Raw genomic sequence first — 24,724 nt, 5'->3', positions numbered from 1 at the left:
CATCATCGCGGACACGAATCCGGGGCTCACGGTGCCGTTTGGGTTTGCGGGTGGGCTGCATGACAGGGACACGGGGCTCGTGCGGTTCGGCCACCGCGACTATTCGCCGGAGTTGGGGCGGTTCGTGGCGAAGGACCCGATTGACTTTGCCGGCGGGAAGAACCTGTACGCCTACACGACGTCGGACCCCGTGAACTTCATCGATCCACTTGGGCTCTACGGTGTTTGCCCCGAGAAGCCCCCGAAACCGAGGGATGCATGCTACATGCACATCATCTGCAATGGGCGTCCCTATAGACGATATTACAACTGCCTCGAGCCGCGCCCTCCCATCCCAGCAGGTTGTCGTGAATATAGTGGTTTGGCGGAGCCGATAGATCCTCGTGACTATCCCGGTGGTGAGTGATGAATCAGGCATCAAAGCAAGTTAACGCGGAAGCAGACATTGTTTGGGAAGATAGCGCTTACTCGGCTCAAAGAGAGGTTGGTTGGTGATCGCCCTGCTAGTGCCTTCTTTGTTGCTGTTGATGAGTTTGCACGTATGTGTGGCTCAAGAAGCTGGGGGTGCAGGTACGCTTCTTATGCCCGACCGTGATCCAGTAACGCTTGAGCGTATTGGATCGCAAATCGCAGCGCTGAGAAGGAGGAGTCTCCAAGATCCCTCCGATTCGGGATTGCGCTATGAACTCGGAAGGAGCTACGCCTTGGCAGGCCGGTTCACGGAGGCCGTGGCAGAACTGGAGCAGGCCGTCTCCCTGGATCCCTCTCACGCGAAAGCGCTCGCGATGCTCGGTTTTTCACTTAGCCAGGTTGGAAGGTCAGCAGACGCTGAGCAGGCGCTTCAGAAAGCTCTCGCTATTGACGACAAGGACGTCTTTGCTTTGGCCTATCTCGGCTCTCTCTACTACCGTGGCCCACTCATCGTCGAGAAGAAATTCGAGCGCGCAACGCAGCTCTATGCGAAAGCCGTCAGCCTCGAGCCGAAGAACTTGGTAATTCGAATAGACTATGCGGAAGTCCTCTCAGAGGAATGCAGGAAGAACGGTCATGGTTGTGAAGACGCCGTGGAAGAATGGAGGAGGGTGGCGATGTTAAGCGGAGAGATGGAAGACGTGGGAACAAGGAAATGGGCCGACGAGAAGATCGAGGAGCTTAGAAGAAGGTAATTGGAGAGCGATACTTCCTGCTGACGGATTGACCTTCCCCCCGCTTAGCTGCCAGTCTGAGCCAGACTCGCCGGGCGGTGCGGACGTCCTCGACCGCGCGATCCTCGCCGAGTACCGCCCCGCGTGGAGCGTGCCGCCCTACGAGCTCTGGAGGCGAAAATCAAGGGGTGCGTCGGGCGCGGAATAGGCGTACGCTCCCCGCCCGTGAAACCGCTCAACACCATCCTCGGCGTTCGTCTCGAGCCGGGCGCGGAGCAGGCGACGGGGTGAGCGCCGCGGCGGGTCCCGACCTCGACCGCGACATCCTCCTCGGCCTTGCCGCCGAGTGGGAGGAGGTCGTGTCGCGGCTGCCGCGGCCGCTGCGCGGGCGGCTGCGACCGCCGCACTTCGCGCTCAGCGACGCCGCAGGAAGGCTCGGCGCGTGGGATGCGGCGCGCCGCGAGATCCGCGTCAGCCGCGGGTTTGCCCTCGCGCGCGGCTGGGACGAGGTGCGCGAGCTGCTGCGCCACGAGGCGGCGCACCAGGTCGCCGACGAGGCGCTCGGCGGCCGCGGCGAGACCGCGCACGGCCCGACGTTCCGCGAGGCCTGCCGCCTGCTCGGCGCCGATCCGGCCGCCTCGGGTGAGTTCGTGTCGCTTGCCGACCGCGTCGCCGGCGAGACCGACCCGGCGCGCGCCGCGGTGCTCGCGCGGGTGCGCAAGCTGCTCGCGCTCGCCTCCAGTCGCAACCGCCACGAGGCGGAGCTGGCGCTGCTGCGGGCGCGGGAGTACGCGCGGCGCCACGAGGTCGACCCGCGGGGCGAGGAGCGCGGCTTCGTCAGCGTCTTCGCGGGGGAGCCGGCGCTGCGCCACGGCCGCGACGCGTACCTGCTGGCCTCGCTGGTGACCAGCGCCTGGGAGGTCTACGGCATCTGGGTGCCGGCGTGGGTGCGCGGCCGCGCCCGGATGGGCACCGTGCTGGAGCTCAGCGGCGCGCCGGCGCAGGTGCGCCTCGCCGGCTACGCGTACGACTTCGTGCGCCGCCACATCGACGCGGAGTGGGAGCGCTACAACCGCGGCCGGCGGCTCGGCGCACGGCGGCGGACGGACTTTGCCTGCGGCGCGATCGAGGGGTTCCGCGGGAAGCTCGAGCGCTCGGGGAAGAGCCCGGGTGTGGGCGAGGCGGTCGTGCGGACGGGCGTCGATCCGCGCCTCGAGCGTTACCTCGCCGCGCGCTATCCGCGGCGCACGACGATCCGGCGCGGCGGCGGGCGCGTCGACCCGCGCGTGCACCGCGACGGCGTGCGCGCCGGCGAGCGGCTGGTCATCCGCGAGGGGATCGAAACGCCGGCCGGCCCGCGCCGGCTGTTGCGCTGACCGCGCCAATTGGTCAGAATGTGAAAGTGGGCACGATCTGGGGAGGGGGGATGCTGGAGCGGCTTCCTGATCCGAGCGGGGGCGCTCTGCGCCCATCGAGCGTCGCGGAATTCAACCGCGTGGTCGCCCTCGTCATCCTCGGCTGGACTGTCATCAGCGCCGGCTCGCTCGGATACCACCTTCGCGAGGCCCGGCAGAACATCGCGCACCTCGCCCGGATCGAGGCCGCCGAGGGGATGCAGAAGGACGTCCTGTACCGTCAGTGGGTGGCGGGCCACGGCGGGGTCTACGTCCCCTCCGACGAGACAACGCCGCCGAACCCCCTGCTGGCGTCCGTCACGGAGCGGGACCTGGTCACCCCGTCGGGAAAGAAGCTGACGCTCGTGAACCCGGCGTACATGACCCGGCAGGTCAACGAGATGGGGCGGTCCCGGGGGATCTGGGCCCACATCACCAGCACCAGGCCCCTGCGGGGGGAAAACGCTCCCGACGCCTGGGAGCGGAAGGCGCTCGCGGCCTTCGAGCAGGGCGCGACCGAGTTCGGGGAGATCACGGAGCTCGACGGAGAGCCGTGCTACCGGCTGATGCAGCCGCTGCGCGTCGACCCGCCCTGCCTCAAGTGCCATGCCGCCCAGGGCTACCGCGTGGGGGATCTGCGCGGCGGGCTGAGCGTCGCGATCCCGATGTCGGCCTTCGCGGGCGTGACGCGCGAGCACCTCGTCGCCGAGGTCAGGCACTTCGGCCTGGTCTGGGCGATCGGGGTCGTGGGGCTGCTCGCCGGTGCGCCGTTCGTCCGCAAGCGCATCGTCGAGCGCGAGACGGCCGAGCGCGCGCTGGTGCGGAACCTGGGCTTCACCCGCTCGATCATCGAGAACGAGCCGGAGTGCGTGAAGACCCTCGGGCCCGGCGGGTTCCTGACCTACATGAACCCGGCGGGGCTCGCGATGCTCGAGGCCGAGCGGCTGGAGGACGTCCTCGGGAAGCCGGCGCAGTCCCTCGTCGTTCCCGAGCACCGCGCGGCGTTCGCGGCGCTGACCGAGCAGGTCCTCGCGGGCGGGAGCGGCTCGCTCGAGTTCGCGATGACCGGGCTCAAGGGCACGCGCCGGTGGATGGAGACGCGGGCGGTGCCGCTGCGCAACGCCGCCGGCGAGGTCGAGGCGGTCCTCGGGCTGACCCGGGACATGACCGCGCGCAAGCGGGAGGAGGAGCAGCGCGCGCTGCTCGAGTCGCAGCTGCGGCAGGCGCAGAAGCTCGAGTCCGTCGGCAGGCTCGCCGGCGGGGTCGCCCACGACTTCAACAACATGCTGCAGACGATCACGGGGTGCGTCCACCTGGCGTTGCTCCAGGCGCCGGCGGGCGGAAGCCTGCGGGACAGGCTCTGCGACATCCAGAGGGCGGCCGAGCGGTCGGCGGAGCTGACGCGCCAGCTGCTGATGTTCGCGCGCAAGCAGACCGGCGCCCCGCGGGTGCTGGATCTGAACGCGACGATCGACGGGATGCTCAAGATGGTGCGCCGGCTCATCGGCGAGGAGATCGAGGTCGCATTCGACCCGGGGCCCGGGCTGTGGCGCGTCCACATGGACCCGACGCAGGTCGACCAGATCATGGCGAATCTCTGCGTCAACGCGAGGGACGCCATCGCGGGGAGCGGGAGGATCGGCATCGAGACGCGCAACGTCGTCCTCGACGAGGCGTTCTGCGGGGCGCGGGCCGGCTGCGCTCCCGGCGACTACGTCCTGCTGCGCGTGAGCGACGACGGCTGCGGCATGACGAGCGAGGCGCTCGCCCACGTCTTCGAGCCCTTCTTCACGACGAAGGCCGTCGGCGAGGGCACGGGGCTCGGGCTCTCGATCGTCTACGGCATCGTGACCCAGAGCGGCGGCATCGTCGACGTCACGAGCGAGCCGGGCCGCGGCGCCGTCTTCTCGATCTACCTGCCGCGGTCGAAGGCCCCCGACGCCGGCGCCCCCGCCACGGCGGCCGGCGGGCGGCTCGCGGGCGGAACGGAGACCGTGCTGCTCGCCGAGGACGAGGCCTCGGTGCGCGTGGTGGTCGCCGAGCTCCTCCGCACCCTCGGGTACACCGTGCTCGACGCCGCCTCGCCCGAGGAAGCCGTCCGCCTCGCCGAGACCCACGCCGGCGAGATCCACCTGCTGGTGACGGACATGGTGATGCCGGGCATGGACGGTCTGGCGCTCGCCGAGCGGATCGCCGGGATCCGGCCGCGGGCGCGGCGCCTGTTCATCTCGGGCTACGCGGCCGGGGCCTTCGACGCGCGGCCGCGGTGGACCGGCACCGAGACGCTGCTCAAGAAGCCCTTCGGCCTGGCCGAGTTCGCGGCGAAGGTGCGCGAGGTCCTGGGGTAGGGCGCGGCTCCGGCGTCACTCCGGCGCCTGGAACAGATCGGCGAGGGCCGCCCGCACGCGCTCGTTGCTGTGGTACCCGTCCAGCACGCGCACGGTCGCGCCGCGCCAGGTCACCAGCAGCGTCGGGAAGCCGGTCACGCCGTGCTCGATGCAGGCCTCGCGGTCCTTCGGCGTGACCAGGCGGAACCGCGCCGGCGCGAAGTCGGGCGCCAGCGCCTGGAGGTCCCGCGCCATCTCGTCGCAGGCACTCACCCGCGGCATCGCGAACAGGGTGATCGTCACCTCGCGGCTCAGCGGGATGCGCTCGCCCTCGTGCTCGCGCGCCTGGCGCACCTGCTCCTCCGTGAGACCGGGGAAGAACCCCGCGCCGCGGCACTCGCCGGGCGGCGGCACCGACGTCACGAGGAAGAGCTGGGCGATCCGGCCGTCCGGCGTCAGGGAGATCCGGTGGTAGCCGGCGATCGTGCCGAGGCCGGGGCGGCCGTAGGCGCTGGCGCGCTGGCGCAGCAGCGTGCAGGGGCGTCCGCCGGGGTCGGCGGCCAGCTCCGCGGTCACGAGGTGCTCGGCGCCGGCGCCGCGCAGGGCGTCGAACTTCTCGGTGAAGTATGCCGTGACGGCGGCCGCACCGCGTAGCTCCTCGAGGACGGACTGCGAGCCGTAGGAGCACGGCCCGGCCAGCAGCGGCGCCAGCAGCCCGACGTCGAGGAGGTTGAAGGCGGCGCCGATCTGCACGAAGCGCGCGGCCTTGGCGGGATCGGAGGAGGCGTCGATCCACGCGGTCTCGGCGGCGGTCGGGTCATGCGCCACGGTCCGTGCCTCCTGCGATGTTCCCCCGGAATTCCGGGAACGGATTATATCAGCCTCGCGCGGCTGCAGCCTTTCGCCGGCGGCGCGCGGAGATTTCGGGCGCCTCCCGCAGGCAGGTGCCGAGGATGCCGAGCGACTGGCGGAACAGGCGCAGCCCCTCGGGGCGCAGCTCGGCCGGATCCGGCCCCGGGTCGGCCCAGCCGGGCGTCGCCAGGTCGGCGGGCGGGAGCTGCTTCTGCTCCCAGTGGTGGAAGAGCCGTCCCCAGTCGCTGTGCAGGATGTCGTGCACGCGCCGCTGGTGCGTCGGGTACCAGAAGGAGTCGTGGTAGACGACGCTCGCCGCGTAGGCCCAGGGCGCCAGGAACGTCTTGAGCGACCACTCGACCGGGCGCTTGAGCGGCCCCCAGTAGATCTTGTGCTGCATGCGGCTGGCAAAGGTCATCTTCTCGAAGGGGCCGACGAAGTGCCAGTTCTCGCGCGCCGCGTCCGCGTCGCCGACGATCTGGATCTCGCGCGGGTCGCCGCAGCCGAGGCCCGCCTCGTGGGCGAGGCGCACGAACTTCAGGTCGCGCAGCGGCTCGAAGCCCATGAGCTTGGCCGCCACCGCGTCGATCGCCACCTGGTCGGCCGAGGCCAGCAGCACGTTCTTGACATGCGGCACCATGCAGCGCGGGCCGGGCCCGTCGCCGGCGAAGGTCCCGTCCATCACCGCGAAGATGCCGCGGTGGATCTTCTTCTGGATCATCAGCAGGTCGACGAGCGTCTCGTGGATCACCGGGTGCGTCCAGTGCCGGTGCTCGTTGAGCAGCCCGCCGAAGGCGTTCTTCATCGCGCCGGTGGTCGTCGTGAAGACGTGCGTCTTCACCGTCGGCAGGTGGATGATGTTCTCGCCGATGAAGCGCTTCGGGATCATGAACCCCTGCGGGTAGACCTGGTTGAGGCAGAGGAACTTGTCGGCGAGGTCCCCGACGGCGTCGCGGACGTTGACCCACGCCACGTCGCCTTCGTAGAGGTGGATGTTGCGCAGCCCGTGGTTCTCGACGACCGCGAGCTGCTTGTTCTCGCGCTCGCCGAGATGCGCGTCGATGACGACGGTGCGGTTGTGGCAGGCGTGGATCAGCGCCGGGTCGTAGCCGTCGCGCTTCATGGCGCGGATCACCCCGTCGAGCTGCCAGGGCGTCGTGGAGCTGCCCGGGTAGAAGAAGTGCCAGCTGATGTTGATCTTGAGGGCGGTGTCGGCTTCCCGGGCGATGACGTCCCGGTAGCCGGCGAGGTTCATCAGCCGGTGGTAGTCCTCCAGGACCGTGGCCGGGGAGGTGCGGAGGATCGCGACGACACTCTTCTTCACGCGGCGCATGGTATGTCGCGACTTGACGCGAGTCAATGCGCGGCGCGCCGGCCAGACCTATCTTGGAGGCAACCACCCAGGGAGGGGACGCAGATGGTGCTCGGGCCGGACACGAAACTCAAGGACTTCCTCGCCGCCTACCCGTTCATGAAGGAGTTCCTGATCGCCTACAACCCGCACTTCAAGGCGCTGGACAACCCCCTGATGTGGAAGACCGTCGGACGCTTCGCGACCCTCTCCAAGGCCGCGGTCATGGGCGGCGCCAAGCTGCCCGAGCTGCTCGCGGCGCTCGCGGACGAGATCGAGCGGCGCACCGGCGCCCGCCCGGGCGTCGCGGGGGAGCGCGAGACGGCCGACGCCCGCCAGGAGACGCTCAAGGGCATCATCCGCCAGCTGCACGACGGCGGGGACGTCGGCGCCGCCAAGGAGCGCTTTCGCGAGCTGATCAAGGACGTCGCCCCCTGGGAGATCGGCAGGATGGAGCAGTCCCTCATGAAGGAGGGGCTTCCCGAGGACGAGGTCAAGCGCCTCTGCTCCGTGCACGTCGAGGTCTTCAAGGAGTCGCTCGACCAGAAGGCGGTCCCCGGCCTGCCGGCGGGGCACCCCGTGCACACGCTCATGCGCGAGAACCGCGAGGTGGAGCGCATCGCCGCCGCTCTCGAGGCGATCGCCGACCCCAACGCCGAGACCGCGCGCGTCTCGGAGCTGCTCGGGCGCCTCGCCGAGGTCGACCGCCACTACCTGCGCAAGGAGAACCAGCTCTTCCCGGTGCTCGAGGCCAAGGGCGTCGCCGGGCCGAGCAAGGTGATGTGGGCGGTGCACGACGACATCCGCATCCTGCTCAAGGACGCGCGGGTGGCCGCCGCGGAGAAGAAGCTCCCCGCCGACCGGCTGAAGTTCGTCGCGGCCCAGGTGCGCGACATGGTCTACAAGGAGGAGCACATCCTCTTCCCGATGGCCCTCGAGCTGCTCAGCGAGGAGGAGTGGGGCAAGGTCGCCGCCGGCGAGGGCGAGATCGGCTTCGCCTGGGGCCTTACGCCCGAGCAGCCCTGGCATGCGGCTGGGACGGGTGCGCCCGCGGAGTACCTGGCGCGGCACGCCGGGAGCATCAGCCTCGACACCGGGTCGCTGACCGCCGAGCAGCTCAACCTGATGCTGACGCACCTGCCGGTGGACCTCTCGTTCGTCAACGAGAACGACGAGGTGCTCTACTACTCCGCGACGCCGGAGCGGATCTTCCCGCGCTCGCCGGGGGTCATCGGCCGGCGCGTGCAGAACTGCCACCCGCCCAAGAGCGTGGCGACCGTCGAGCGGATCCTCTCGGAGTTCAAGGCCGGCCACAAGGACACCGCGGAGTTCTGGATCCAGATGCGCGGGCGCTTCCTGCACATCCGCTACTTCGCGGTGCGCGACGCGGCTGGGGCGTACAAGGGCTGTCTCGAGGTCAGCCAGGATGTCACCGGCATCCGCGCCCTCGACGGCGAACGCAGACTGCTGGACTGGGACAAGTAAGCACTAGCCGCTGGCGCGGGCCTTTTCCGCCCTGACTGCGTCGCGGAGAGGGCTGTTTGTGCGGCGGGCACCAGCCCGCCTCCGCACGCCCATCTCCGCTTTCTTGTCAGGCCGAAAAATACCGCGCCCCATCGGCCAGTGCAGCGTATTCCCGTATTGCCCGGGTGGCCTTGCCAGGACGCGAAATGGCGCTCCCGCAGGCCCGGCTCGAACAGCATTCGGCACCGGCTGCCCCTTTAGGAAGAAAAGTTCCGCGCCCCATCGGCCAGTGCAGCCTGTGACGGGGCAGCCCGGGCTGCCTTGCCAGGACGCGAAATGGCGCTCGCGCAGGCCCGGCTCGAACGACCCATCCGGCCCGGGCAGCCGACGAGGGGGGAAACGGGCAACCGGCGCACCGTCTACAGAAGGCGCAACCTGACAAAATTGGGTTGTGTAGAGCATCGCCCTGCCTTATATCAGGTCTTAAGGTTGGTCGCGCTGGGGCCATTGGGAGAGGCGGGGGGATGCGGACCATGCTCAAGAACCTGAAGATTGGATGGAGGTTGACGGCGGGGTTCGGGGTCGTTCTGTTCTTGATAGTGATCGTGGGGTTGGTCAGCCTGAGGAATACCGTAGACTACTCGAAGGAATACACCGATCTGTATCGAGACAACGTGCAGGCAGCGGTCCACCTTTCGGCGGCGCAGAATGCCCTCTGGCAGTTGCGCTACGGCTTCCCGCAATTCATGGTCGGAACGCCGGAGGCCCGGGCGAAGATCGTCGCCGATGAGGGGACCTGGTACAAGGTCATCGAAGAAAATCTGAAAGCGTACGAACAGAAGGCGATGACCGCGGATGAGAAGAAAGCGCTGGGCGAGCTGAGAGATGCCTACGGCAAGTACATCCAGGCGCGGCCGAAGTGGTTTCAACTCTACGGGGAAGGCAGGATCGAAGAGGCGAAAGAGTGGCGTGCGCAGACAACGACCCCGTTCGGGGCCGCCACGGTGAAGGCATTCGAACAGCAAATAGCCTATCAGCAGAAGGACGGCGAAGATCGGCTCAATAGAACGATGGTTCGGGCGCAGCGGAACAAGGTGTCGATGTTCATTCTCATCGCCATTACGCTTCTTGCCGGCCTGGCCATCAGCGTGATCATCACCAAGAGCATTACGAGACCGGTGAGCGAGGGGATGCGGGTTGCCGGGCTTCTCGCGGACGGGGACTTGACCGTCAGCGTCGCCGCCTCCGGCGGGGACGAGACCGGCATGATGCTGGCGTCCATGTCAACGATGATCAAGAAGTTGACCGATGTCGTGAGCGACGTGAAGCGGGCCTCCGACAGTGTGGCGACGGGTTCACAGGAACTGCGCTCGAGCGCCGAGGAAATGAGCCGGGGCTCGAGCGAGCAGGCGGGGTCGGTGGAAGAGGTCTCGGCCTCGATGGAGCAGATGGTCGCGAACATCCAGCAGAACGCGGACAACGCGCAGCAGACCGAAAAGATCGCGCAGAAGGCGGCCGAGGACGCGCGCGAGGGCGGCAAGGCGGTCGCGGAGACCGTGGCGGCGATGAAGGAGATCGCCGGCAAGATCACGATCATCGAGGAGATCGCGCGGCAGACGAACCTCCTGGCCTTGAACGCGGCGATCGAGGCGGCTCGGGCGGGAGAGCACGGACGAGGCTTCGCGGTGGTGGCGAGTGAGGTGCGCAAGCTGGCGGAGCGCGCCCAGGCGGCTGCGGGCGAGATCAGCAAGCTCTCGGGCACGAGCGTGCAGGTTGCCGAGCAGGCGGGGACGATGTTGGCCAAGCTGGTGCCCGACATTCAGCGCACGGCCGAGCTGGTGCTTGAGATCAACGGCTCGAGCAGGGAGCAGAACGAAGGCGCCGGGCAGGTGAACAAGGCGATCCAGCGCCTCGACGAAGTGGTGCAGCAGAACGCGGGCGCGGCTGAGGAGATGAGCTCGACGGCCCAGGAGCTCTCCAGCCAGGCGCAGGAGCTTCAGTCGATCATAGCGTTCTTCACGGTGGACGGTTCAAGGCAGGGCACGGCGGAGGCGACGCCCTCGTTCAAGAAGACGCGAGTGGCGCACCTGGGTACCAAAGCCGTGCCGACGATGCAGCGGGCGGCGTTGCGCCATGCGCCGGCGGCGACGGCGGCGACGGCGACGGGCGCGCCGAGGACGGCTGCGGGGGGGGCGGGCACCAGCGGCGTGGCGCTGGACATGGGCCGCGCCGGCAAGGACGCCGAAGACGCCGAGTTCGAGAGGCACTAGGGAGCCGGGCGATGGCATCGACGGCGGTGGAGGCGACTGAGCAGTACCTGACCTTTCGGCTGGGCGAGGAGGTCTTTGCGCTGGAGATCTCCCAGGTGCGGGAAGTGCTGGACTACACCCAGATCACCCGGGTGCCACGGATGCCGGAGTTCATGCGCGGGGTGATCAACCTGCGCGGCAGCGTGGTGCCCGTGGTGGACCTGAGGCTCAAGTTCGGCATGGTCGCGGCCGAGCGCACCCTGAACGCCTGCATCATCATTGCGGAGGTGGCGATCGGCGGCGGGCGCACGCTGCTGGGCGCGCTCGTCGACTCGGTGCAGGAGGTGGTCGATCTGGAGCCTGGGCAGATCGAGCCCCCGCCGCGCCTCGGGGCGAGCATCCAAGCCGATTTCATACGCGGAATGGGCAAGCGCGACGAGCACTTCCTGATCATCCTCGACGCGGACCGGGTCTTCTCGGGCGAAGAATTGGCGACCGTACAGGGCGCGGGGGCCGAGGGTGTTTGCGAAGGCTCTGGCCGCGCCTGAGGGCGGTCTCGAGGGACAAGCGTTGCCTTCCTTCGGGGTGACAGCGGCGCAAGCCGCGCCATAGGGGGCGCTAAAGGCCCCAGCGCCACCAGGCGAGGAGGAAGAGGACAAGGAAGACGAGGGTGAGGTTCAGGTAGGCGACGACGTAGAAGGCCTTCTGCGCCGGTGTCTTCCTCGGTGCGCGCGAGGCGTCGAACGTGCCGACGCGCTGCGCCCGCTCCAGCAGCGACGCGTCGTGCGGCGCCCGCCCGATGTCGGCGGTCAGGTCGCGCCCCGCGGCGTGCTTCATGTGGGCGCCGCCGCGCCAGCGCGGCAGCGCCGAGACGTCGTAGACGACGCCCGCGACGGCGACGCGGGCCGGGCGCCCCTCGCCGCCGTCGAAGGCCGCGAGTGTCGCCGGGTCGTGGATCCCGTCGGCCGGCGCGATCGCCTTGCCCTGCATGCGCTTGAGCCGCGGCCCGATGAAGAAGACCGCGGTGGCCGCCGACCCGACCATGACGAGGTACACCGCGATCTTGGCGGCGAGAACCCGGCCCCAGGGGCTGTCGACGAGCACCGCCAGCCCGGCGATCCGCGACGCCGTCAGGAGCACGCCCGTGACCCCGACGACCCCCATCGACACGAGTCCCAGGATGACTTCGCCGCGCGGCAGTCCCTTGGACGCGTACGCCGGTCGCAGCATGAGGTGGACGTAGAGGATCGTGCCGAACCAGAGGAACGCGGCGACGATGTGCGCGAGGCCGACGAACAGCCGCACGCCGCGGCGCAGGCCGCCGAGCACCCGGTAGCCGCCCGTCGGAGGCCATCGGTATCCCGCCGCCGCAAACCGCAGGCCCGTCTCCGTCAGGGCCCCGCCACCCTCCGGGTCGCGGTGGCAGGTCAGGCAGCCCTGGCCGGTCTTCTCGGCGAACTCCGGCGTCGCCGCGGCCGGCGCGGCAAGGGCCAGCAGCAGCACGGCGGCCGCCAGCCAGCTGAAGGGGTGTCCAGGACGCATCATCTCCTCCCTTGGACAAATCTAGCAGGGAGCGGCGCGGGAGGAAATCCCCGCCCTTGACGCAGGTCAATGGCGGAATCGCCCGTCTCGCCTACCTTATTGTTCAGGTCGCGGGTTTGCCGTCGTGCAACGAGGGCCGCCGGTGGGTGGCAGAGGAGGAACGGACATGGAAACCACGAGACTGTCGATCGCAGCAGCGGGCCTGCTCCTTACGCTGGCGCTGGCCATACCGCCGTTGGCGTGGGGTCACTGCGACACGCTGGAGGGGCCGGTGGTCGTCGACGCCAAGGCGGCGCTCGCCAAGGCGGAGATCACGCCCGTGCTCAAGTGGGTCCCGGCCGCGGGTGAGGCGGAGATCCGCGAGGCCTTCCAGAAGACGCTGGCGGTGCGCAAGGGCGGGAAGGAGGCGCAGGAACTCGCCGACACCTGGTTCTTCGAGACACTGGTGCGCGTCCACCGGGCGAGCGAAGGGGCGCCGTACACCGGCCTCAAGTCGGGCGGCACCGAGGAGGAGACGATCGCGCTGGCTGACAAGGCGCTGACCACGGGCGACGTCGGGCCGCTCGTGAAGCTGGTGGGCGACGCGGTCGAGCACGGCATCCGCCACCGCTTCGAGCAGACTGCCGAGAAGAAGAAGCACGCCGAGCACGGCGTCGAGTACGGGCGGGCGTACGTCGCCGCCTACGTCGACTTCATCCACTACGGCGAGCGGATCTACCAGGCCGCGGAGCACCCGCCGTCGCACCACGCCGGCGGCGAGGCGGCCGAGGCAACCGAAGCGGCTGCGCCGGCGCACCACGGGCACTAGGCTTTCGTTCGGGGGGCGCCGCCGCCGGCGCCCCCCCTCATCGGCACGGAGAGCAGCATGGGCGACCGGCCGGCGATCGCGCTCCGCGGCCTGACCAAGCGCTACGGCCGCGCCGCCGCGATACAGGACCTGACGCTCGAGGTGCGCGAGGGCGAGGTCTTCGGTTTCCTCGGGCCGAACGGCGCGGGCAAGACCACCACGATCCGCATCCTCCTCGACCTGCTGCGCGCGACGTCAGGCACGGCGGCGGTCTTCGGGCACGACTGCCGGGCGGAGAGCCTGGCGGTGCGCGCCGCAGTCGGCTACCTCCCCGGCGAGGTGCAGTACTACGGCGACCTCACGGGGCGGCAGGTGCTCGACCTTCTCGATCGGCTCGGCGCGGCCCGCGTCGAGCCGCGCCGCCAGCAGGCGTTGCTCGAGCGCTTCGCGCTGGGGGCCGCCGACCTCGGGCGCCGGCTGCGCGAGTACAGCGCCGGGATGAAGCGCAAGCTGGGGCTCGTCCAGGCGTTCCAGGCGGACCCGCCGCTGCTGATCCTCGACGAGCCGACCGAGGGCCTTGACCCGCTGATGCAGGCGGCCTTCCACGACCTGGTCGCGGAGGAGCGCGGCCGCGGCCGCACCGTCTTCATGTCGTCGCACGTGCTGCGCGAGGTCGAGCGCGCCTGCGACCGCGTCGGCCTGCTGCGCGAGGGGCGTCTCGTGCTCGCGGCACCGGTGGCGGAGGTGCGGCGACTGGCGCCGCGCCGCGCGGAAGTCTCGTTCGCCGCCGACGTCGGCGCGCCGGCCGTGCCCCTGCCGCCGGGCGTCGAGCTGACCGCGCGCGGCGCGCGCGCCTGGTCGCTGTGCGTCCGCGGGCCCCTCGGCCCCCTTCTCGGACGGCTCGAGGGCCTGCCCGTCGCGGACCTGCGCGTCGAGGAGCCGGCGCTCGAGGATGTCGTCCTCGGCTATTACCGCGAGAGCGGCGGCGGGGAGGGGTCGTGCACGGCGCGCTGACGCTGCTGCGGCACTCCCTCGGGCGGCTGCGCTGGCTCCTCGCCGGGCTGGCGCTCGTGCTCGCGCTCTTCCAGGTGCTCTTCGTCGGCCTCGCCCGGACGCTCTACCTGAGCGCGGGGTTCACGGGTCTTCCGCCGTTCCTGCCGCCGTTCTTCCGGCAGCTCGCGGGCGAGGCCCTGCCCGCGTTCCTGTCCTTCGCCGGCGTCGCGAGCTTCGGCTACTTCCACCCGGCGGTGGTCGCCGCTCTCTGCGCGCTGGTGATCGCCGTCGCCACCGAGCCGGCCGGGGAGATCGAGACGCGGTTCCTCGACCTCGCGCTCGTGCGTCCCGTGCCGCGCGTGGCGCTCATCGCGCGGTCTGCGGCGCTGGTCGTGCTGCTGCCGGCGCTGGTCCTGCTCGCGATGGGGGCCGGCACGGCGGCGGGGCTGCGCTGGCTGGCTCCGGCCGGCGCGCCGCTGCCCGAGACCCGCCTCGTGGCGTCCCTGGCCGCGAACCTCTGGGCCCTGCTTGCGTGCGTCGGCGGCCTGGCGCTCGCCGTCGGCGCCGCATCGCGCCGCCGCGCCGCCGCCGGGTCGATCGCCGGGATCGCGGCGCTGGCGCTCTTCCTCGTCGACTACCTCGCGCGCGCCTGGGAGCCGGCGCGGACGATCGCGCGGCTCTCCCCCTTCCACTACTACCGCGCCGTGGACCTGCTGCTGGGCCGGCCGCTCGACTGGACGCACCTTGCCGCGCTCGCCGCCGGGGGCGCGGCGGGGACCGTCCTTGCGCTCGTGATCTTCCTGCGGCGGGACCTCTGATCCCCGCGGAGCGTTGACCTGCGTCAAGGCGGGGTGCGGCCGCGTGGCCGAGAATGAGTGCGGGCCGGTGGCGGTTCGCCGGCAGGAACGAAGGAGGATCGATCATGGAGACGCACGACACCGTCACGGCCGAGACCCGCGTCGCGGACCTGCTGGCCCGCCGGCCCGAGGCCGTCGGGATCCTGGTGCGCGCAGGGCTCACCCCCCTGGCGGACCCGGCCCACCGCGAGCTGGTCAAGGGCCTGCCCGTGACCGTGGGGATGGCGGCCCGCAACCACGGTCTCGACCTCGAGGCGTTGTTGCGGGAGTTGAACGCCGGGGGCGGGGGAGCGGGCAGATGAGCGCCGTCGCCGTCGTCCCCGCCGACACGGCGTGCGTGGCCTTCACCGACGAGGACCTCGAGCTGGCGATGCGCAGCATGGAGTCGTTCGTCGACGTCACGCCGGAGGACCTTCAGGAGATCTGCCGGCGCGCCAAGGCCAACGCCGTGGCGCGGCTGGAGGCTGCGGTGACGCCCGCCGTCCCCGTGCTCGCCCCCGTCCCCGCCGCGCCGCCCGCGGCCGCGCCGAGCCCCGGCTTCTTCGCGAAGATGCGCGGGGGCGGCCACGCGCCGCCCGGCGAGGGGCCGCGGGAGATCGCCTGGTCGTGGCTCGGCGCCGCGCTCGGCATCGCCCTCTGCGGCCTGCTCTCCGCGGCGTTCTTCGAGCCGCGGGCGTCGACGCTGCTCATCGGCTCCTTCGGCGCCTCGGCGGTCCTGGTCTACGCGGCGATCCGCAGTCCGCTTGCCCAGCCGCGAAACCTCGTGGGCGGGCACGTCGTCAGCGCCCTCGTCGGCGTCGCCTGCTGGCGGCTCTTCGGCGACCACCTCTGGGTGGCCGCGGCGCTCGGGGTCTCGCTGGCCATCGCCGGGATGCTCGCCACGCGCACCCTGCACCCGCCGGGCGGCGCGACCGCGCTCATCGCCGTCATCGGGGGGCGGGGAATTCACGACCTCGGTTTTCTCTACGCGCTGGTTCCCGCCGGCGCCGGGGCGCTCGTGCTGCTGGCGGTCGCGCTCGCCGTGAACAACCTGGCCCCGCGACGTCGCTACCCCGAGTACTGGTGGTAAGCGTGCCGGCCGCACGCGGGCGTATACTCGGGGCGGCGGCGCACGCTGCGGGCCGCGGCGCGGAGGCGACCATGGACGACGAACTGGTGACGATCGAGCGCTTCCTTGACCGGGTCGACGCGCAGGTGGCGCGCAGCCGGCTCGAGGCGGCGGGGATCGAGGCCGTCCTCGCCGACGAGGGGATGGGCGGCCTGTTCGGCTACGGGCTGGTCAAGGGCGTGCGGCTGCAGGTCCCCGCCGGGGACGAGGCCCGGGCCCGGGCGCTCCTCGCGGAAGAACCGGCCACGCTCGACGAGGACGAGCCGCCCCCGTCCTGACGCGCGCGCCGCGCATCCGGCGTCGTGCCCGCGGCATTCCGGTTGAATTAGACGGGATTCCTTGGCATCCTGCGGCCGCCGCCCGCCCGCGCGACCGCGCGGGGGGGCCTTCCGTTCGCTTGGGGCTGCTTAAAGAAGGGGACTGGATCGGCTCGATGGGACCGCTTGCCGCGAGAATCCGCGCGAATCTCACCGCGAAGATCATCCTGTTCGTCTGCGCCAGCGAGGTCCTGCTGCTCGCCGTTCTCGGCACGTTCTTCCTGCACGGCTACCGGCGCGAGCTCGACCGCCAGGTCGCCGAGAAGATGGCCGTCCCCGCCGCCCTGATGTCCCAGATGGCGCTGAACTTCGACGTCGCCGCGGACCTGCGCGCCCTCGAGGGGATCGTCCACGAGCCGGTCGTCGACGCGTTCGTCGCGCGAAGGACGGGCGACGTCTTCTTCGCCTCGGACCCGGCGAAGATCGGACGCCCGGCCGCGGAGTTCGTTCCCGCCACCGCCGGGTCCGAGACGCCCGGCGGGGGACGGACCTGGGCCGTCGACGCCGGCGGGGCGCACCATCTGGCGCTGCTCGCGCCCCTTCGGTCCGGGGGTGACGACATCGGCCAGCTCTACCTGAGGATCGACGCGGCCGGCGTCGCCGCGCGCGCGGACCGGGCGCTCCTGCTCTACGTGGCGGGTTCCGCGTTCGCGGTGGCGCTCACGCTGGTGATCACCGGATTCTGGGTGCAGCGCCTCTTCGTGCCCCGGATCGACCGGACCGTGGCGGTCCTCGACGACGTGCGTGCCGGCAGCTACGCCGCCCGCGTCGGCGGCCCGGTGACGCCCGACCAGCTCGGGCGGCTGATGCAGAGCGTCGACGCCATGATCGAGCGGATCGAGGCGCACCTGGTGGCGCTGCACCGCGCGGAGAAGGAGTATCGCGACCTCTTCGACAACGCCGTGGAGGGGATCTTCCAGCTCGCGGGCGACGGCAGGCTGCTGGCCGCGAACCCGGCGCTGGCGCGCATGCTCGGCTGCGGGTCGACGCCCGAGGTGCTGGCGCGCTTCTTCAGCGCGCCGCCGGAAGCACGCTGGGCGGACCTCGCGCGGCACGAGGAGTTCCATGCGACGCTTCGCGAGAGGGGCGAGGTGCGCGACTTCGAGGCCCGCTTGTTGCGCGTCGACGGGACCGTCCTCTGGGCGTCGCTCTCGGGGCGCATGATCCCGGGCACCGACGGTGGCGGGGGCAGCGTCGAGTGCAGCGTCACCGACATCTCGGAACGGCGCCGGCGCGAGGCCGCCGAGATCGAGCGCCGGGCGGCCGAGGTGGCGCACGCCGAGGTCTCCGGGCTGCTCGCCGCGCTCGAGGGGAAGAACCGGCAGCTCGTGGAGACGGTGAGCCAGCTCGATGCGGCGCAGGCGAAGCTGGTCCGCAGCGAGAAGCTCGCCGCCATGGGCACCATGGCGGCGGGGGTCGCCCACGACCTGAACAACATCCTCTCCGGGCTTGTCGGCTACCCCGAGCTGCTGCTGATGGACCTGCCCGCGGACAGCCCTCTGCGGGAGATCGTCGAGGCGATCCGGGAGTCCGGCACGCGGGCTGCGGCCGTCGTCGCCGACCTGCTGACGCTCGCCCGCGGCGCGGCGTACGCCGTCGAGGAGTGCGACCTCGCCCAGCTGGTGTCGCGCTACCTGCAGTCGCCGGAGCACCAGGCGCTGGCGGCGCGTCACCCGGGAGTGCGGCTGGCCTGCCCGCCCGCCCCGGGCCTCAGGCTGGTCCGCTGTTCGCTCGTCCACATCCAGAAGGTGGTGATGAACCTGGTGATGAACGCTTTCGAGGCGATCCCGGGCAGGGGCGAGGTGAGGATGGCGCTCGCGAACAGGGCGGTGACGGCCGAGACGTCGTCGGCAGCCGGCGTGCCGCCCGGGGCCTACGTGTCCCTGCGGGTCGACGACACCGGCCCGGGAATCCCCGCAGGCGAGCTGGCGCGGGTCTTCGAGCCGTTCTACACGAAGAAGGTCCTCGGCCGCAGCGGCACCGGGCTGGGGCTCACCGTCGTCTCGAACACCGTCCAGGAGCACGGCGGGTCGGTCACCGTCGACAGCGGGGCGAGCGGCGCCTCGTTCACGGTGCTCCTGCCCGCGGTCGTGCGCGCCGTCGCCGCGCGCGCGGCGTCGGCGCCGTCGGCGTCGGCGCTGGCGCGCGGGACCGGCAGGATCCTCGTGGTCGACGACGAGCGGGGCCTGCGGGACCTCGCGCGGCGGATGCTGATCGCCCTCGGCTACACCGTGGAAACGGTCTCCTCGGGCGAAGAGGCGATCGCCTGGCTGCGGGAGCGGACCGCGGACCTCGTGCTGCTCGACATGCTCATGCCGCCGGGGATGAACGGCTGCGAGACGTATCGCGAGATCGTCAAGATCCGCCCCGGCCAGAAGGCGCTGATCTGCAGCGGCTACGCCCAGAGCGCCGACTACGCCGAGGCGCGGCTGCTGGGCGCCGGCCGCTTCCTGAAGAAGCCCTTCGGGCTCGCGGACCTCGGCGCGGCGGTACGCGGCGAGCTTGCGGGAGAGGACGGCGCGGCCGGCTAGCGGGCCGGTTGGCCGACCCGGCGCAGCACGTCCTCGTAGTACTGCTGTGCCGTGAGCCGTCCCTCCAGGATCTGCGCGAGCTTCTCGCGCAGCTCGACGACGGTGATGGGGCTGCGCTCGCCGAAGACGTAGGTCGGGCTGCGCAGGTTGACGACCGGCGTGCCGCGGTACTTCTGCTGCATGTCGATCAGGAAGCGCTCGTACACGTCGCCGAAGGCGTCGACCTGCCGGGAGGTCGCGTCCGAGAGGTAGCCCTTCACGCCGGTGAGGTTCTTGGTGTACCGCACCCAGCGCTCGGCGTTCTTGGGCGTCGCCCACGACATGAGGAACTCGACGGCGACGTCGCGGTGCGGGCTGTCTTTCATGACGGCGAACTGCGGCGTGTAGTCGCCGACGAGGACCTTCGCCGGCCCCAGCGCGGGGCTCTCGGCGGGGTGCATCCGCTCCGCGCGCGAGACGTCGACGCCCCGGAAGTGGCTGTACATGAAGGTCCCGCTCACCATGAAGAGGGCATCGTCGTCGACGATCATGTCGCGCCGCCAGGCTTCGATCGGCAGGTCCCGCCAGCCCGCGTTGACGGCCGGCTGGTAGGGCGCGAGCCGCTCGAACGCCTGAAGCGTCGCGAGCAGGGCCTGGGCCTTCGCCTTCGTGAACACGGGAGCCACACCCTCCGCGAAGCTCTCGAACTGGGAGCGGAACATCCCCTCGAAGAGACAGTCGAGGCGGTTGCCCGCGCTGAGCTTGAAGAGCGTGATCGCGGTGCCGTGCTCGCGGTTGTAGCGCTGCAGCAGTCGCGCGCACCCGACGAGGTCGTCGAAGCTCATGCCGCGCTCCTTCACGGGAACGCCCGTCTTCTTCGCGACCTCCGTGTTGTACCAGAGGCTGTAGAAGTAGCTCTCGGTGTACGGTCCCGTGAAGATCCCCCCCATGCGCTCCTTGTACCGCGAGTCGTTGACGATGAAGTCCTCCTCGGAGGAGAGGAAGCCGGGCACGCCCGTGAAGTCGACGAGGTGGCGCGCCGCCCACCGGGGGTCCTTGAGCTGCGCCGCCACGAACTCGTAGACGCCGACGTCGAGGTAGACGACGTCCCAGTCGATCTTCCCCGTCCGGACCATGTCGAGGATGGCCTGCGCGGCGCGACGCTTGTGGTCGGGGTCGTTCCCGGGGAGGTCCGCGTCGAAGACCATGTTTACGCTCACCTCGGGGTGCAGGAACTCGAAGTCGCGGCGGATCTCGTGCACGAGCCGCTCCCGCAGGTCCTCGCCCTTCCAGTGCGTGATCCAGTTGAGGCGCACGCTCCCGGGAGCCTTCGCCGCCGCGGTTGTTGCCGCGCCCGCCGCGAAGACGTCCGCGCCCGCGAGTTGGAGAAAGAGGGCGCCGATGGGGACTGCGAGCGCAGCGACAATTCTCATGCGCTCATGATACCCAGTAACCTGCCGATGCTCATAGGGGGGGACAGCGGCGAGAGCCGCCTGTTCCTTCGAGGCCGCTCAGACGGGTCAGCGCAAAGACCGGCGACTTACCACAAGGGGGGGTGACAGCGGCGAATGCCGCGCCACAGGGGGGGCGGTGCGCCCCCCATATGGAGGCGCCTGCCAGCAGGCTCCGCTGTCCATCCGGCTTGGCCAGGCGCCGATGGCCCCGTATCAGCGGTTCGGGTACCAGTGGCGGCGCTTGAGGCCGCGGGTGAGGGGCCGCGCCTCCGGCGACAGTCCCTTCGCGAGGCGCGCGGCCGCGAGCAGCCAGTCGAGGCGCGCGGCGGCCGACCAGCGCGAGAACTTGCGGACCTGCTCGCTGCGCGTCTCGTCGCCGACGGCGTCGCCCCCGGCGCGCAGCGCAGCCAGCAGCCGCAGCCCCGCGGCGTCGGCGATCCCGGTCTCCGTCCCCCTCGCCTCGCAGAGCGCGAGCAGGTCGTCAGCCCCGACCAGCGGGATCTCCAGGTCGACCAGGTGGGCGCCCGCCGCCCGCACCCGCAGGTCCTCGAAGGCCGTCGCCGATGGAAGCACGGCGTCGATCTCCGCCAGCGCGGACGCTGGGTGCCGGAAGCGGCGGATCGGGACGCCGTCCGCTCCCGCCTCCAGCGCCGCCTCCCCGTACCCCCAGGCGGCGAGCAGCCGCTCAAGGCGCGCCAGGTTCGTCGCGTCCGGGGCGACGGCCAGGTCGACGTCGCCCGTCAGCCGCGGCACCCCGTGCAGCACGAGCGCGACGGCGCCGGTGGCGAGGTACGTGACGCCGGCGTCGCGCAGGCCGGCGAAAAGTTCGTAGTGTGTGGCGGGCCCGGCAGGGGAGGGCGCGCTCATCGCTGCGTCCCAAGCGGCATCATGGCGGCATTGTGCCGCAGCGGCGCACCCGACGGCAACGCCCCGATCCGCGCGTGACGCGCGGGCGCTTCAGATCGTGGCGGTGGAGAACTCGTGCCGCGGGACGGCGGCGACGACCCGCAGGGACAGGTCGAGGAACGAGGCGAGCTCGGCGCGCATCTGGTCGCGGTCCTTCTCGAGCAGGTGCGTGGCGCCCAGGTGCTCCACCCCGTAGCGCGAGGGGTAGCGGTTGAGTGCGAAGGCGACCATGTCGCAGCGGCAGTTCCAGCAGTCGCACACGTCGTCCCGGGAGCGGACCATCGCGTCCACGGCACGGAAGCTCTCCTCGAGCGGGAAGTTGACCACCCAGACCGCCTCTCCCGCGGTCACCGCGACGCCAGCCTCGTGCTTGGGGAAGCGTCCGACCTTCCGCACGGCCTCGGCGACCTGCTCGGCGATGCCATCGTCCGGGTCAGGTAGTGCCCCGGCGGGACGGCGGGTCGCATAGCGGGGCGGCAGCGAGCTGAGGGCGAGCGCCATCATGTCGGCGCGGCAGAGGGGGCACCAACAGGCCTCGTCGCCGTCGCCGGAGCGCTCCCGCAGCAGGTTGAGGTGCGCGCGCACCGCCTGCTCCATCGCGTTTGCGAGTTTCATTCGGCGATTAATATGCAAGGAACGTGCTCCGTGCGTATACATATGCAACACATTGATAATGCGCATCATTGTAAAAGTGTTTGTCGGCTTCGTCCTCCGACACTGTAAGGAAATTGTGCGATAGCGCACAAGGGGACCGGGAGTGGTGCGGAAAATAGCTACCCCGTGCGGGCTGGAGCGCATTCGCGCGATTGCGGAATAAATCCAGTAAGTCTATATTCTGTTTGGTAAAGGGGGGGCCCCCGGGGGAGGAGCGAGATGGTCCATCCTGCAGCGTTCGTGCACGGTCCCGTCGTGCTTGCGGTGCTCGCGGCGTCTCTCGTGCTCGCGCAGCCGGTGGCTGCCGCCTTCAAGTACCTCAAGCCCGGGATGGAGGCGGCGGACTTCACGCTCAAGACCCTGGACGACAAGGAGATCACGCTCGCCTCGCTCAAGGAGGCGCCTGCCTCGCTGCTGGTCTTCTGGGCCACGTGGAGCCCCAAGTCGGAGCCCGCGCTGCGCGAGGCCCAGGCAATCGTGGAGCGCCATGGCGGCGCCGGGCTGCGCGTCGTTGCCGTCAACGTCAACCGCCCGGACGTCGGGCTCCAGGACCGTGCCGCCATCGAGAAGACGGTCGCCGACCTGGGCATCCGGGTGCCGGTGGCGCTCGACCCGGGCTTCGCCGCCTGTTCGGGGATGGGCGTCGTGGCCAACCCGTCGTTCGCCCTGCTCGACGCCAGGGGGGTCCTGCTCTGGGACGCCGCGGGCTGGTCGCGCAGCGTCCAGGACGCGCTGCGCGAGCAGGTCGAGATCGCCCTCGGCATCCGCAAGCCGGCCGAGCAGCCGGCCGTTGCGCGGCACGCCCCCGTCCACAAGGCGCTGCTGAACTACAACCTCGGGCGCTCGTTCATGCGCCAGGGCAACGACGCCAAGGCGCGGGCGCTCTTCGAGGCGGCGGCTGAGACCGACACGGCCTGGGCCGCCCCGCGGACGCTGCTCGGGCACATCCTGCTGCAGCAGGCCGGCGGGCGCGATCTCGCGCAGGCGCAGGAGCTGTTCCGCGCGGCCGTCGCCATCGACGCGGCGGACGTCTCCGCGCTGAGCGGTCTCGGCGAGGCGCTGCTGCGGGCGAACCAGCTGCAGGAGGCGGAGACCGTGCTGGCGAAGGCGCGCAGCCTCGACCCCGCATTCACGCCGGCGGTCACCGGCCACGCGCTCGCCCTGGCGCGCCGCGGCCGCCCGCAGGAGGCGCTCGGGCTCTTCGACCAGGCGCTGGAGCTGAACCCGCGGGACGCGGCCGTGTACGCGGGCCGCGCGGAGTGCCGCGAGCTGTCGGGGGACGCGGCGGCAGCGACGGCGGATTACCGCCGTGCGGTGGAGATCCTCCTCGGGGCGCGCTAGGGCGCGGACGTCAGGCGGCTTCGCCCTGGAGCGCGGACTCCACGGCGGCGATGAACTCCGAGGACGCGAAGCCCTTGCGCAGGACGGGCACACCCAGCTCCTCGCGGGTGTAGCGATAGGCGGTCACGGCCAGGATCCTCGCCGCCGGGTCGGCCTTGAGGATCTCGCGGATGGCCGCATCGCCGCTCATGACGGGCATCTGGATGTCCATGAGGATGAGGTCCGGCCGGCAGCGCTGCCAGAGTTCGATGGCTTCGGCGCCGTTCTGCGCCTCGATCACCTCGTAGGCGTCGCCGAGCATCATGCGGTATATGGTGAGCAGGTCCCGTTCGTCCTCCGCAACCAACAGCTTCTTCTTCATTCTTTGAGAATACACGAAGATGAGGCATCCTGACCAGAGTGATTTCGACGGTTATCCTCGGACGAAGGAGGACCTAAGGTTGGCATCGCCGGGCGGCATCGGGCTTGCGCTCTCCGGGGGCGCGGCCCGCGGGATCGCGCATGCGGGCGTGCTGGAGGTGCTCGCCGGTGAGGACGTCCCCGTCCGGGGCGTCGCCGGGACGAGCGCCGGGGCCGTCGTCGGCGCGCTGTTTGCGGCCGGGGTGCCGCCTGCCGAGATAGCGCGGCAGGCGCTCGAGATCCGCTGGCCGGACCTGCTGGCCGTCGGGGTGCCGCATGCCGGGCTCCTGCCCGGCGAGGGACTCGAGCGCTTCCTTCTGCGGACGCTCCCGGCGCGCACGTTCGCCGAGCTGCGGTTGCCCTTCGTGGCGGTCGCCGCCGACCTGGCGACGGGTGAGCGGGTCGACCTCGCGGAAGGCGACCTCGTGCGGGCCGTCCTCGCCAGTTGCAGCGTGCCGGTGCTCCTCGAGCCGGTGTCGCTGGCGGGGCGCCTGCTCGTTGACGGCGGCATCGCGAGCCAGCTGCCCGTGCGGGCCCTGCGCGAGCTCCTCGGCGCGACCGGCGGGCCGGCGGCTGCGGTTGCGGTCGACGTGAACGTCCGCGGCACGGAGCCGCTGCGTCTCGACAGCGCGGCGCACGTGGCGCGCCATCTCGCCATGCTCTGGACCGGCCGCACGGCGCGGGAGGAGGCGGCCCTCGCCGACGTCGTCGTGAGCGTCGACGCGCAGGGCATCGCGCTGCACGACTTTTCGCAGGGCGAGGAGCTGCTGCGCCGGGGGCGCGCCGCCGCGCGCGACGCGTTGCCGGCGATCAGGGCGCTGCTCGCCGCGGGCGGGCGCGCTTGACAGCCCGATGCCACGGAGTAGCATGACGCGACTGCATCAGGAAAGAGGTGAAAAGACTGCGATGAGACGGCATGCAGGCGTGTGCGCCGCAGCGATCTGGCTTTCCCTGGGCGTCCTTGCGTCGGGCCCGGCCCGGGCCGGGGAAGCCTCCCCTGCGCCGGGCATGCCGGCGGCGCAGAGCGCACCGGCGGCGCCGGCCGCCGCGCCGCCGCGCTGGACGCTCGGTGAC

At 70.9% G+C, this 24,724-nt stretch carries 23 protein-coding genes; 16 read left to right on the top strand and 7 right to left on the bottom strand.

Translation table 11 applies throughout. From position 1 onward, the window contains the following. The 4 genes from VI078_05345 to VI078_05330 all read left to right on the top strand — a co-directional run. Positions 1 to 406 (top strand): RHS repeat-associated core domain-containing protein (locus VI078_05345; protein HEY5998712.1); only part of this gene is annotated, 406 nt, incomplete at its 5' end. Positions 407 to 491: 85 nt separating this feature from the next. Then, on the top strand, positions 492 to 1,166 hold the full coding sequence (locus VI078_05340) for a tetratricopeptide repeat protein (protein HEY5998711.1): 675 nt from the start codon (positions 492 to 494) through the stop codon (positions 1,164 to 1,166). Positions 1,167 to 1,432: 266 nt separating this feature from the next. Beyond that, positions 1,433 to 2,521 (top strand): DUF2786 domain-containing protein, encoded by a 1,089-nt coding sequence (locus tag VI078_05335; GenBank protein HEY5998710.1) that lies wholly within the window; start codon positions 1,433 to 1,435, stop codon positions 2,519 to 2,521. Between the two features lie 26 nt (positions 2,522 to 2,547). Then, entirely contained in the window at positions 2,548 to 4,887 is a 2,340-nt protein-coding gene (locus VI078_05330; GenBank protein ID HEY5998709.1) for an ATP-binding protein, read from the top strand. Positions 4,888 to 4,902: 15 nt separating this feature from the next. Here the strand turns inward: VI078_05330 and VI078_05325 are convergent, their stop codons facing one another. Beyond that, entirely contained in the window at positions 4,903 to 5,694 is a 792-nt protein-coding gene (locus VI078_05325) for a hypothetical protein (GenBank protein ID HEY5998708.1), read from the bottom strand. A gap of 49 nt (positions 5,695 to 5,743) precedes the next feature. Beyond that, the gene (locus VI078_05320) at positions 5,744 to 7,042 is read right to left on the bottom strand and encodes a DUF362 domain-containing protein (GenBank protein HEY5998707.1); all 1,299 of its coding nucleotides are present in this window, start codon (positions 7,040 to 7,042) and stop codon (positions 5,744 to 5,746) included. A 93-nt stretch (positions 7,043 to 7,135) separates the two neighbouring features. Between VI078_05320 and VI078_05315 the strand changes: the two genes are divergently transcribed. From VI078_05315 to VI078_05305, 3 genes are all read left to right on the top strand, one after another. Next, on the top strand, positions 7,136 to 8,554 hold the full coding sequence (locus tag VI078_05315) for a DUF438 domain-containing protein (protein HEY5998706.1): 1,419 nt from the start codon (positions 7,136 to 7,138) through the stop codon (positions 8,552 to 8,554). 512 nt (positions 8,555 to 9,066) lie between these two features. Next, positions 9,067 to 10,803 (top strand): methyl-accepting chemotaxis protein, encoded by a 1,737-nt coding sequence (locus tag VI078_05310; GenBank protein HEY5998705.1) that lies wholly within the window; start codon positions 9,067 to 9,069, stop codon positions 10,801 to 10,803. Positions 10,804 to 10,814: 11 nt separating this feature from the next. Further along, positions 10,815 to 11,330 (top strand): chemotaxis protein CheW, encoded by a 516-nt coding sequence (locus tag VI078_05305; GenBank protein ID HEY5998704.1) that lies wholly within the window; start codon positions 10,815 to 10,817, stop codon positions 11,328 to 11,330. A 70-nt stretch (positions 11,331 to 11,400) separates the two neighbouring features. Here the strand turns inward: VI078_05305 and VI078_05300 are convergent, their stop codons facing one another. Further along, on the bottom strand, positions 11,401 to 12,324 hold the full coding sequence (locus tag VI078_05300; protein ID HEY5998703.1) for a CopD family protein: 924 nt from the start codon (positions 12,322 to 12,324) through the stop codon (positions 11,401 to 11,403). Positions 12,325 to 12,490: 166 nt separating this feature from the next. On the opposite strand from VI078_05300, the gene VI078_05295 reads away from it, so the two are divergent. The 7 genes from VI078_05295 to VI078_05265 all read left to right on the top strand — a co-directional run bounded on the left by VI078_05295 (position 12,491) and on the right by VI078_05265 (position 18,917). After that, a complete protein-coding gene (locus VI078_05295; GenBank protein ID HEY5998702.1) occupies positions 12,491 to 13,132 on the top strand; it encodes a DUF6448 family protein in 642 nt (213 codons plus the stop codon). A gap of 57 nt (positions 13,133 to 13,189) precedes the next feature. Continuing rightward, on the top strand, positions 13,190 to 14,125 hold the full coding sequence (locus VI078_05290) for an ABC transporter ATP-binding protein (GenBank protein ID HEY5998701.1): 936 nt from the start codon (positions 13,190 to 13,192) through the stop codon (positions 14,123 to 14,125). Then, positions 14,110 to 14,922, top strand: coding sequence for a hypothetical protein (locus VI078_05285; GenBank protein ID HEY5998700.1), 813 nt, complete (start codon positions 14,110 to 14,112; stop codon positions 14,920 to 14,922). Before VI078_05290 ends, VI078_05285 begins: the two co-directional genes overlap by 16 nt. Positions 14,923 to 15,026: 104 nt before the next feature. Next, on the top strand, positions 15,027 to 15,263 hold the full coding sequence (locus tag VI078_05280; GenBank protein HEY5998699.1) for a DUF1858 domain-containing protein: 237 nt from the start codon (positions 15,027 to 15,029) through the stop codon (positions 15,261 to 15,263). Next, positions 15,260 to 16,030 carry an HPP family protein gene (locus VI078_05275; GenBank protein HEY5998698.1) on the top strand — a complete coding sequence of 257 codons (771 nt, stop codon included), beginning with the start codon at positions 15,260 to 15,262 and terminating at the stop codon, positions 16,028 to 16,030. The genes VI078_05280 and VI078_05275 overlap by 4 nt, the downstream gene beginning before the upstream one ends. Before the next feature lie 71 nt (positions 16,031 to 16,101). Continuing rightward, positions 16,102 to 16,347: a DUF2007 domain-containing protein gene (locus VI078_05270; GenBank protein HEY5998697.1), complete on the top strand. Its 246-nt coding sequence runs from the start codon at positions 16,102 to 16,104 to the stop codon at positions 16,345 to 16,347. 155 nt (positions 16,348 to 16,502) lie between these two features. Further along, the gene (locus tag VI078_05265) at positions 16,503 to 18,917 is read left to right on the top strand and encodes a response regulator (protein ID HEY5998696.1); all 2,415 of its coding nucleotides are present in this window, start codon (positions 16,503 to 16,505) and stop codon (positions 18,915 to 18,917) included. On the opposite strand, the gene VI078_05260 is transcribed toward VI078_05265, so the two are convergent. The 3 genes from VI078_05260 to VI078_05250 form a co-directional block, all read right to left on the bottom strand. Next, entirely contained in the window at positions 18,914 to 20,329 is a 1,416-nt protein-coding gene (locus VI078_05260; GenBank protein ID HEY5998695.1) for a hypothetical protein, read from the bottom strand. The two genes, VI078_05265 and VI078_05260, sit on opposite strands and share 4 nt — an antisense overlap. Positions 20,330 to 20,563: 234 nt before the next feature. After that, complete coding sequence (locus VI078_05255; protein HEY5998694.1) at positions 20,564 to 21,217, bottom strand: hypothetical protein; 654 nt, start codon at positions 21,215 to 21,217, stop codon at positions 20,564 to 20,566. Positions 21,218 to 21,307: 90 nt separating this feature from the next. Beyond that, positions 21,308 to 21,871 carry a late competence development ComFB family protein gene (locus VI078_05250; GenBank protein HEY5998693.1) on the bottom strand — a complete coding sequence of 188 codons (564 nt, stop codon included), beginning with the start codon at positions 21,869 to 21,871 and terminating at the stop codon, positions 21,308 to 21,310. A 258-nt stretch (positions 21,872 to 22,129) separates the two neighbouring features. Between VI078_05250 and VI078_05245 the strand changes: the two genes are divergently transcribed. Further along, positions 22,130 to 23,251: a tetratricopeptide repeat protein gene (locus VI078_05245; GenBank protein ID HEY5998692.1), complete on the top strand. Its 1,122-nt coding sequence runs from the start codon at positions 22,130 to 22,132 to the stop codon at positions 23,249 to 23,251. A gap of 10 nt (positions 23,252 to 23,261) precedes the next feature. Here the strand turns inward: VI078_05245 and VI078_05240 are convergent, their stop codons facing one another. After that, entirely contained in the window at positions 23,262 to 23,612 is a 351-nt protein-coding gene (locus VI078_05240; GenBank protein HEY5998691.1) for a response regulator, read from the bottom strand. A 79-nt stretch (positions 23,613 to 23,691) separates the two neighbouring features. On the opposite strand from VI078_05240, the gene VI078_05235 reads away from it, so the two are divergent. Continuing rightward, positions 23,692 to 24,495 (top strand): patatin-like phospholipase family protein, encoded by an 804-nt coding sequence (locus VI078_05235; protein HEY5998690.1) that lies wholly within the window; start codon positions 23,692 to 23,694, stop codon positions 24,493 to 24,495. Positions 24,496 to 24,724: the final 229 nt, after the last annotated feature.

It is taken from the genome of bacterium (genome assembly GCA_036524115.1).
Classification (GTDB): domain Bacteria; phylum JAUVQV01; class JAUVQV01; order JAUVQV01; family DATDCY01; genus DATDCY01.
This window is presented reverse-complemented; position numbering and strand designations above follow the sequence as displayed.

Bases quoted from the DNA above. Each gene is read 5' to 3' on its own strand.
- VI078_05315 (HEY5998706.1), top strand. From the start codon at position 7,136: ATGGTGCTCGGGCCGGACACGAAACTCAAGGACTTCCTCGCCGCCTAC.
- VI078_05310 (HEY5998705.1), top strand. From the start codon at position 9,067: ATGCTCAAGAACCTGAAGATTGGATGGAGGTTGACGGCGGGGTTCGGG.
- VI078_05305 (HEY5998704.1), top strand. From the start codon at position 10,815: ATGGCATCGACGGCGGTGGAGGCGACTGAGCAGTACCTGACCTTTCGG.
- VI078_05300 (HEY5998703.1), bottom strand. From the start codon at position 12,324: ATGCGTCCTGGACACCCCTTCAGCTGGCTGGCGGCCGCCGTGCTGCTG.
- VI078_05295 (HEY5998702.1), top strand. From the start codon at position 12,491: ATGGAAACCACGAGACTGTCGATCGCAGCAGCGGGCCTGCTCCTTACG.
- VI078_05290 (HEY5998701.1), top strand. From the start codon at position 13,190: ATGGGCGACCGGCCGGCGATCGCGCTCCGCGGCCTGACCAAGCGCTAC.
- VI078_05280 (HEY5998699.1), top strand. From the start codon at position 15,027: ATGGAGACGCACGACACCGTCACGGCCGAGACCCGCGTCGCGGACCTG.
- VI078_05275 (HEY5998698.1), top strand. From the start codon at position 15,260: ATGAGCGCCGTCGCCGTCGTCCCCGCCGACACGGCGTGCGTGGCCTTC.
- VI078_05270 (HEY5998697.1), top strand. From the start codon at position 16,102: ATGGACGACGAACTGGTGACGATCGAGCGCTTCCTTGACCGGGTCGAC.
- VI078_05265 (HEY5998696.1), top strand. From the start codon at position 16,503: ATGGGACCGCTTGCCGCGAGAATCCGCGCGAATCTCACCGCGAAGATC.
- VI078_05260 (HEY5998695.1), bottom strand. From the start codon at position 20,329: ATGAGAATTGTCGCTGCGCTCGCAGTCCCCATCGGCGCCCTCTTTCTC.
- VI078_05255 (HEY5998694.1), bottom strand. From the start codon at position 21,217: ATGAGCGCGCCCTCCCCTGCCGGGCCCGCCACACACTACGAACTTTTC.
- VI078_05250 (HEY5998693.1), bottom strand. From the start codon at position 21,871: ATGAAACTCGCAAACGCGATGGAGCAGGCGGTGCGCGCGCACCTCAAC.
- VI078_05245 (HEY5998692.1), top strand. From the start codon at position 22,130: ATGGTCCATCCTGCAGCGTTCGTGCACGGTCCCGTCGTGCTTGCGGTG.
- VI078_05240 (HEY5998691.1), bottom strand. From the start codon at position 23,612: ATGAAGAAGAAGCTGTTGGTTGCGGAGGACGAACGGGACCTGCTCACC.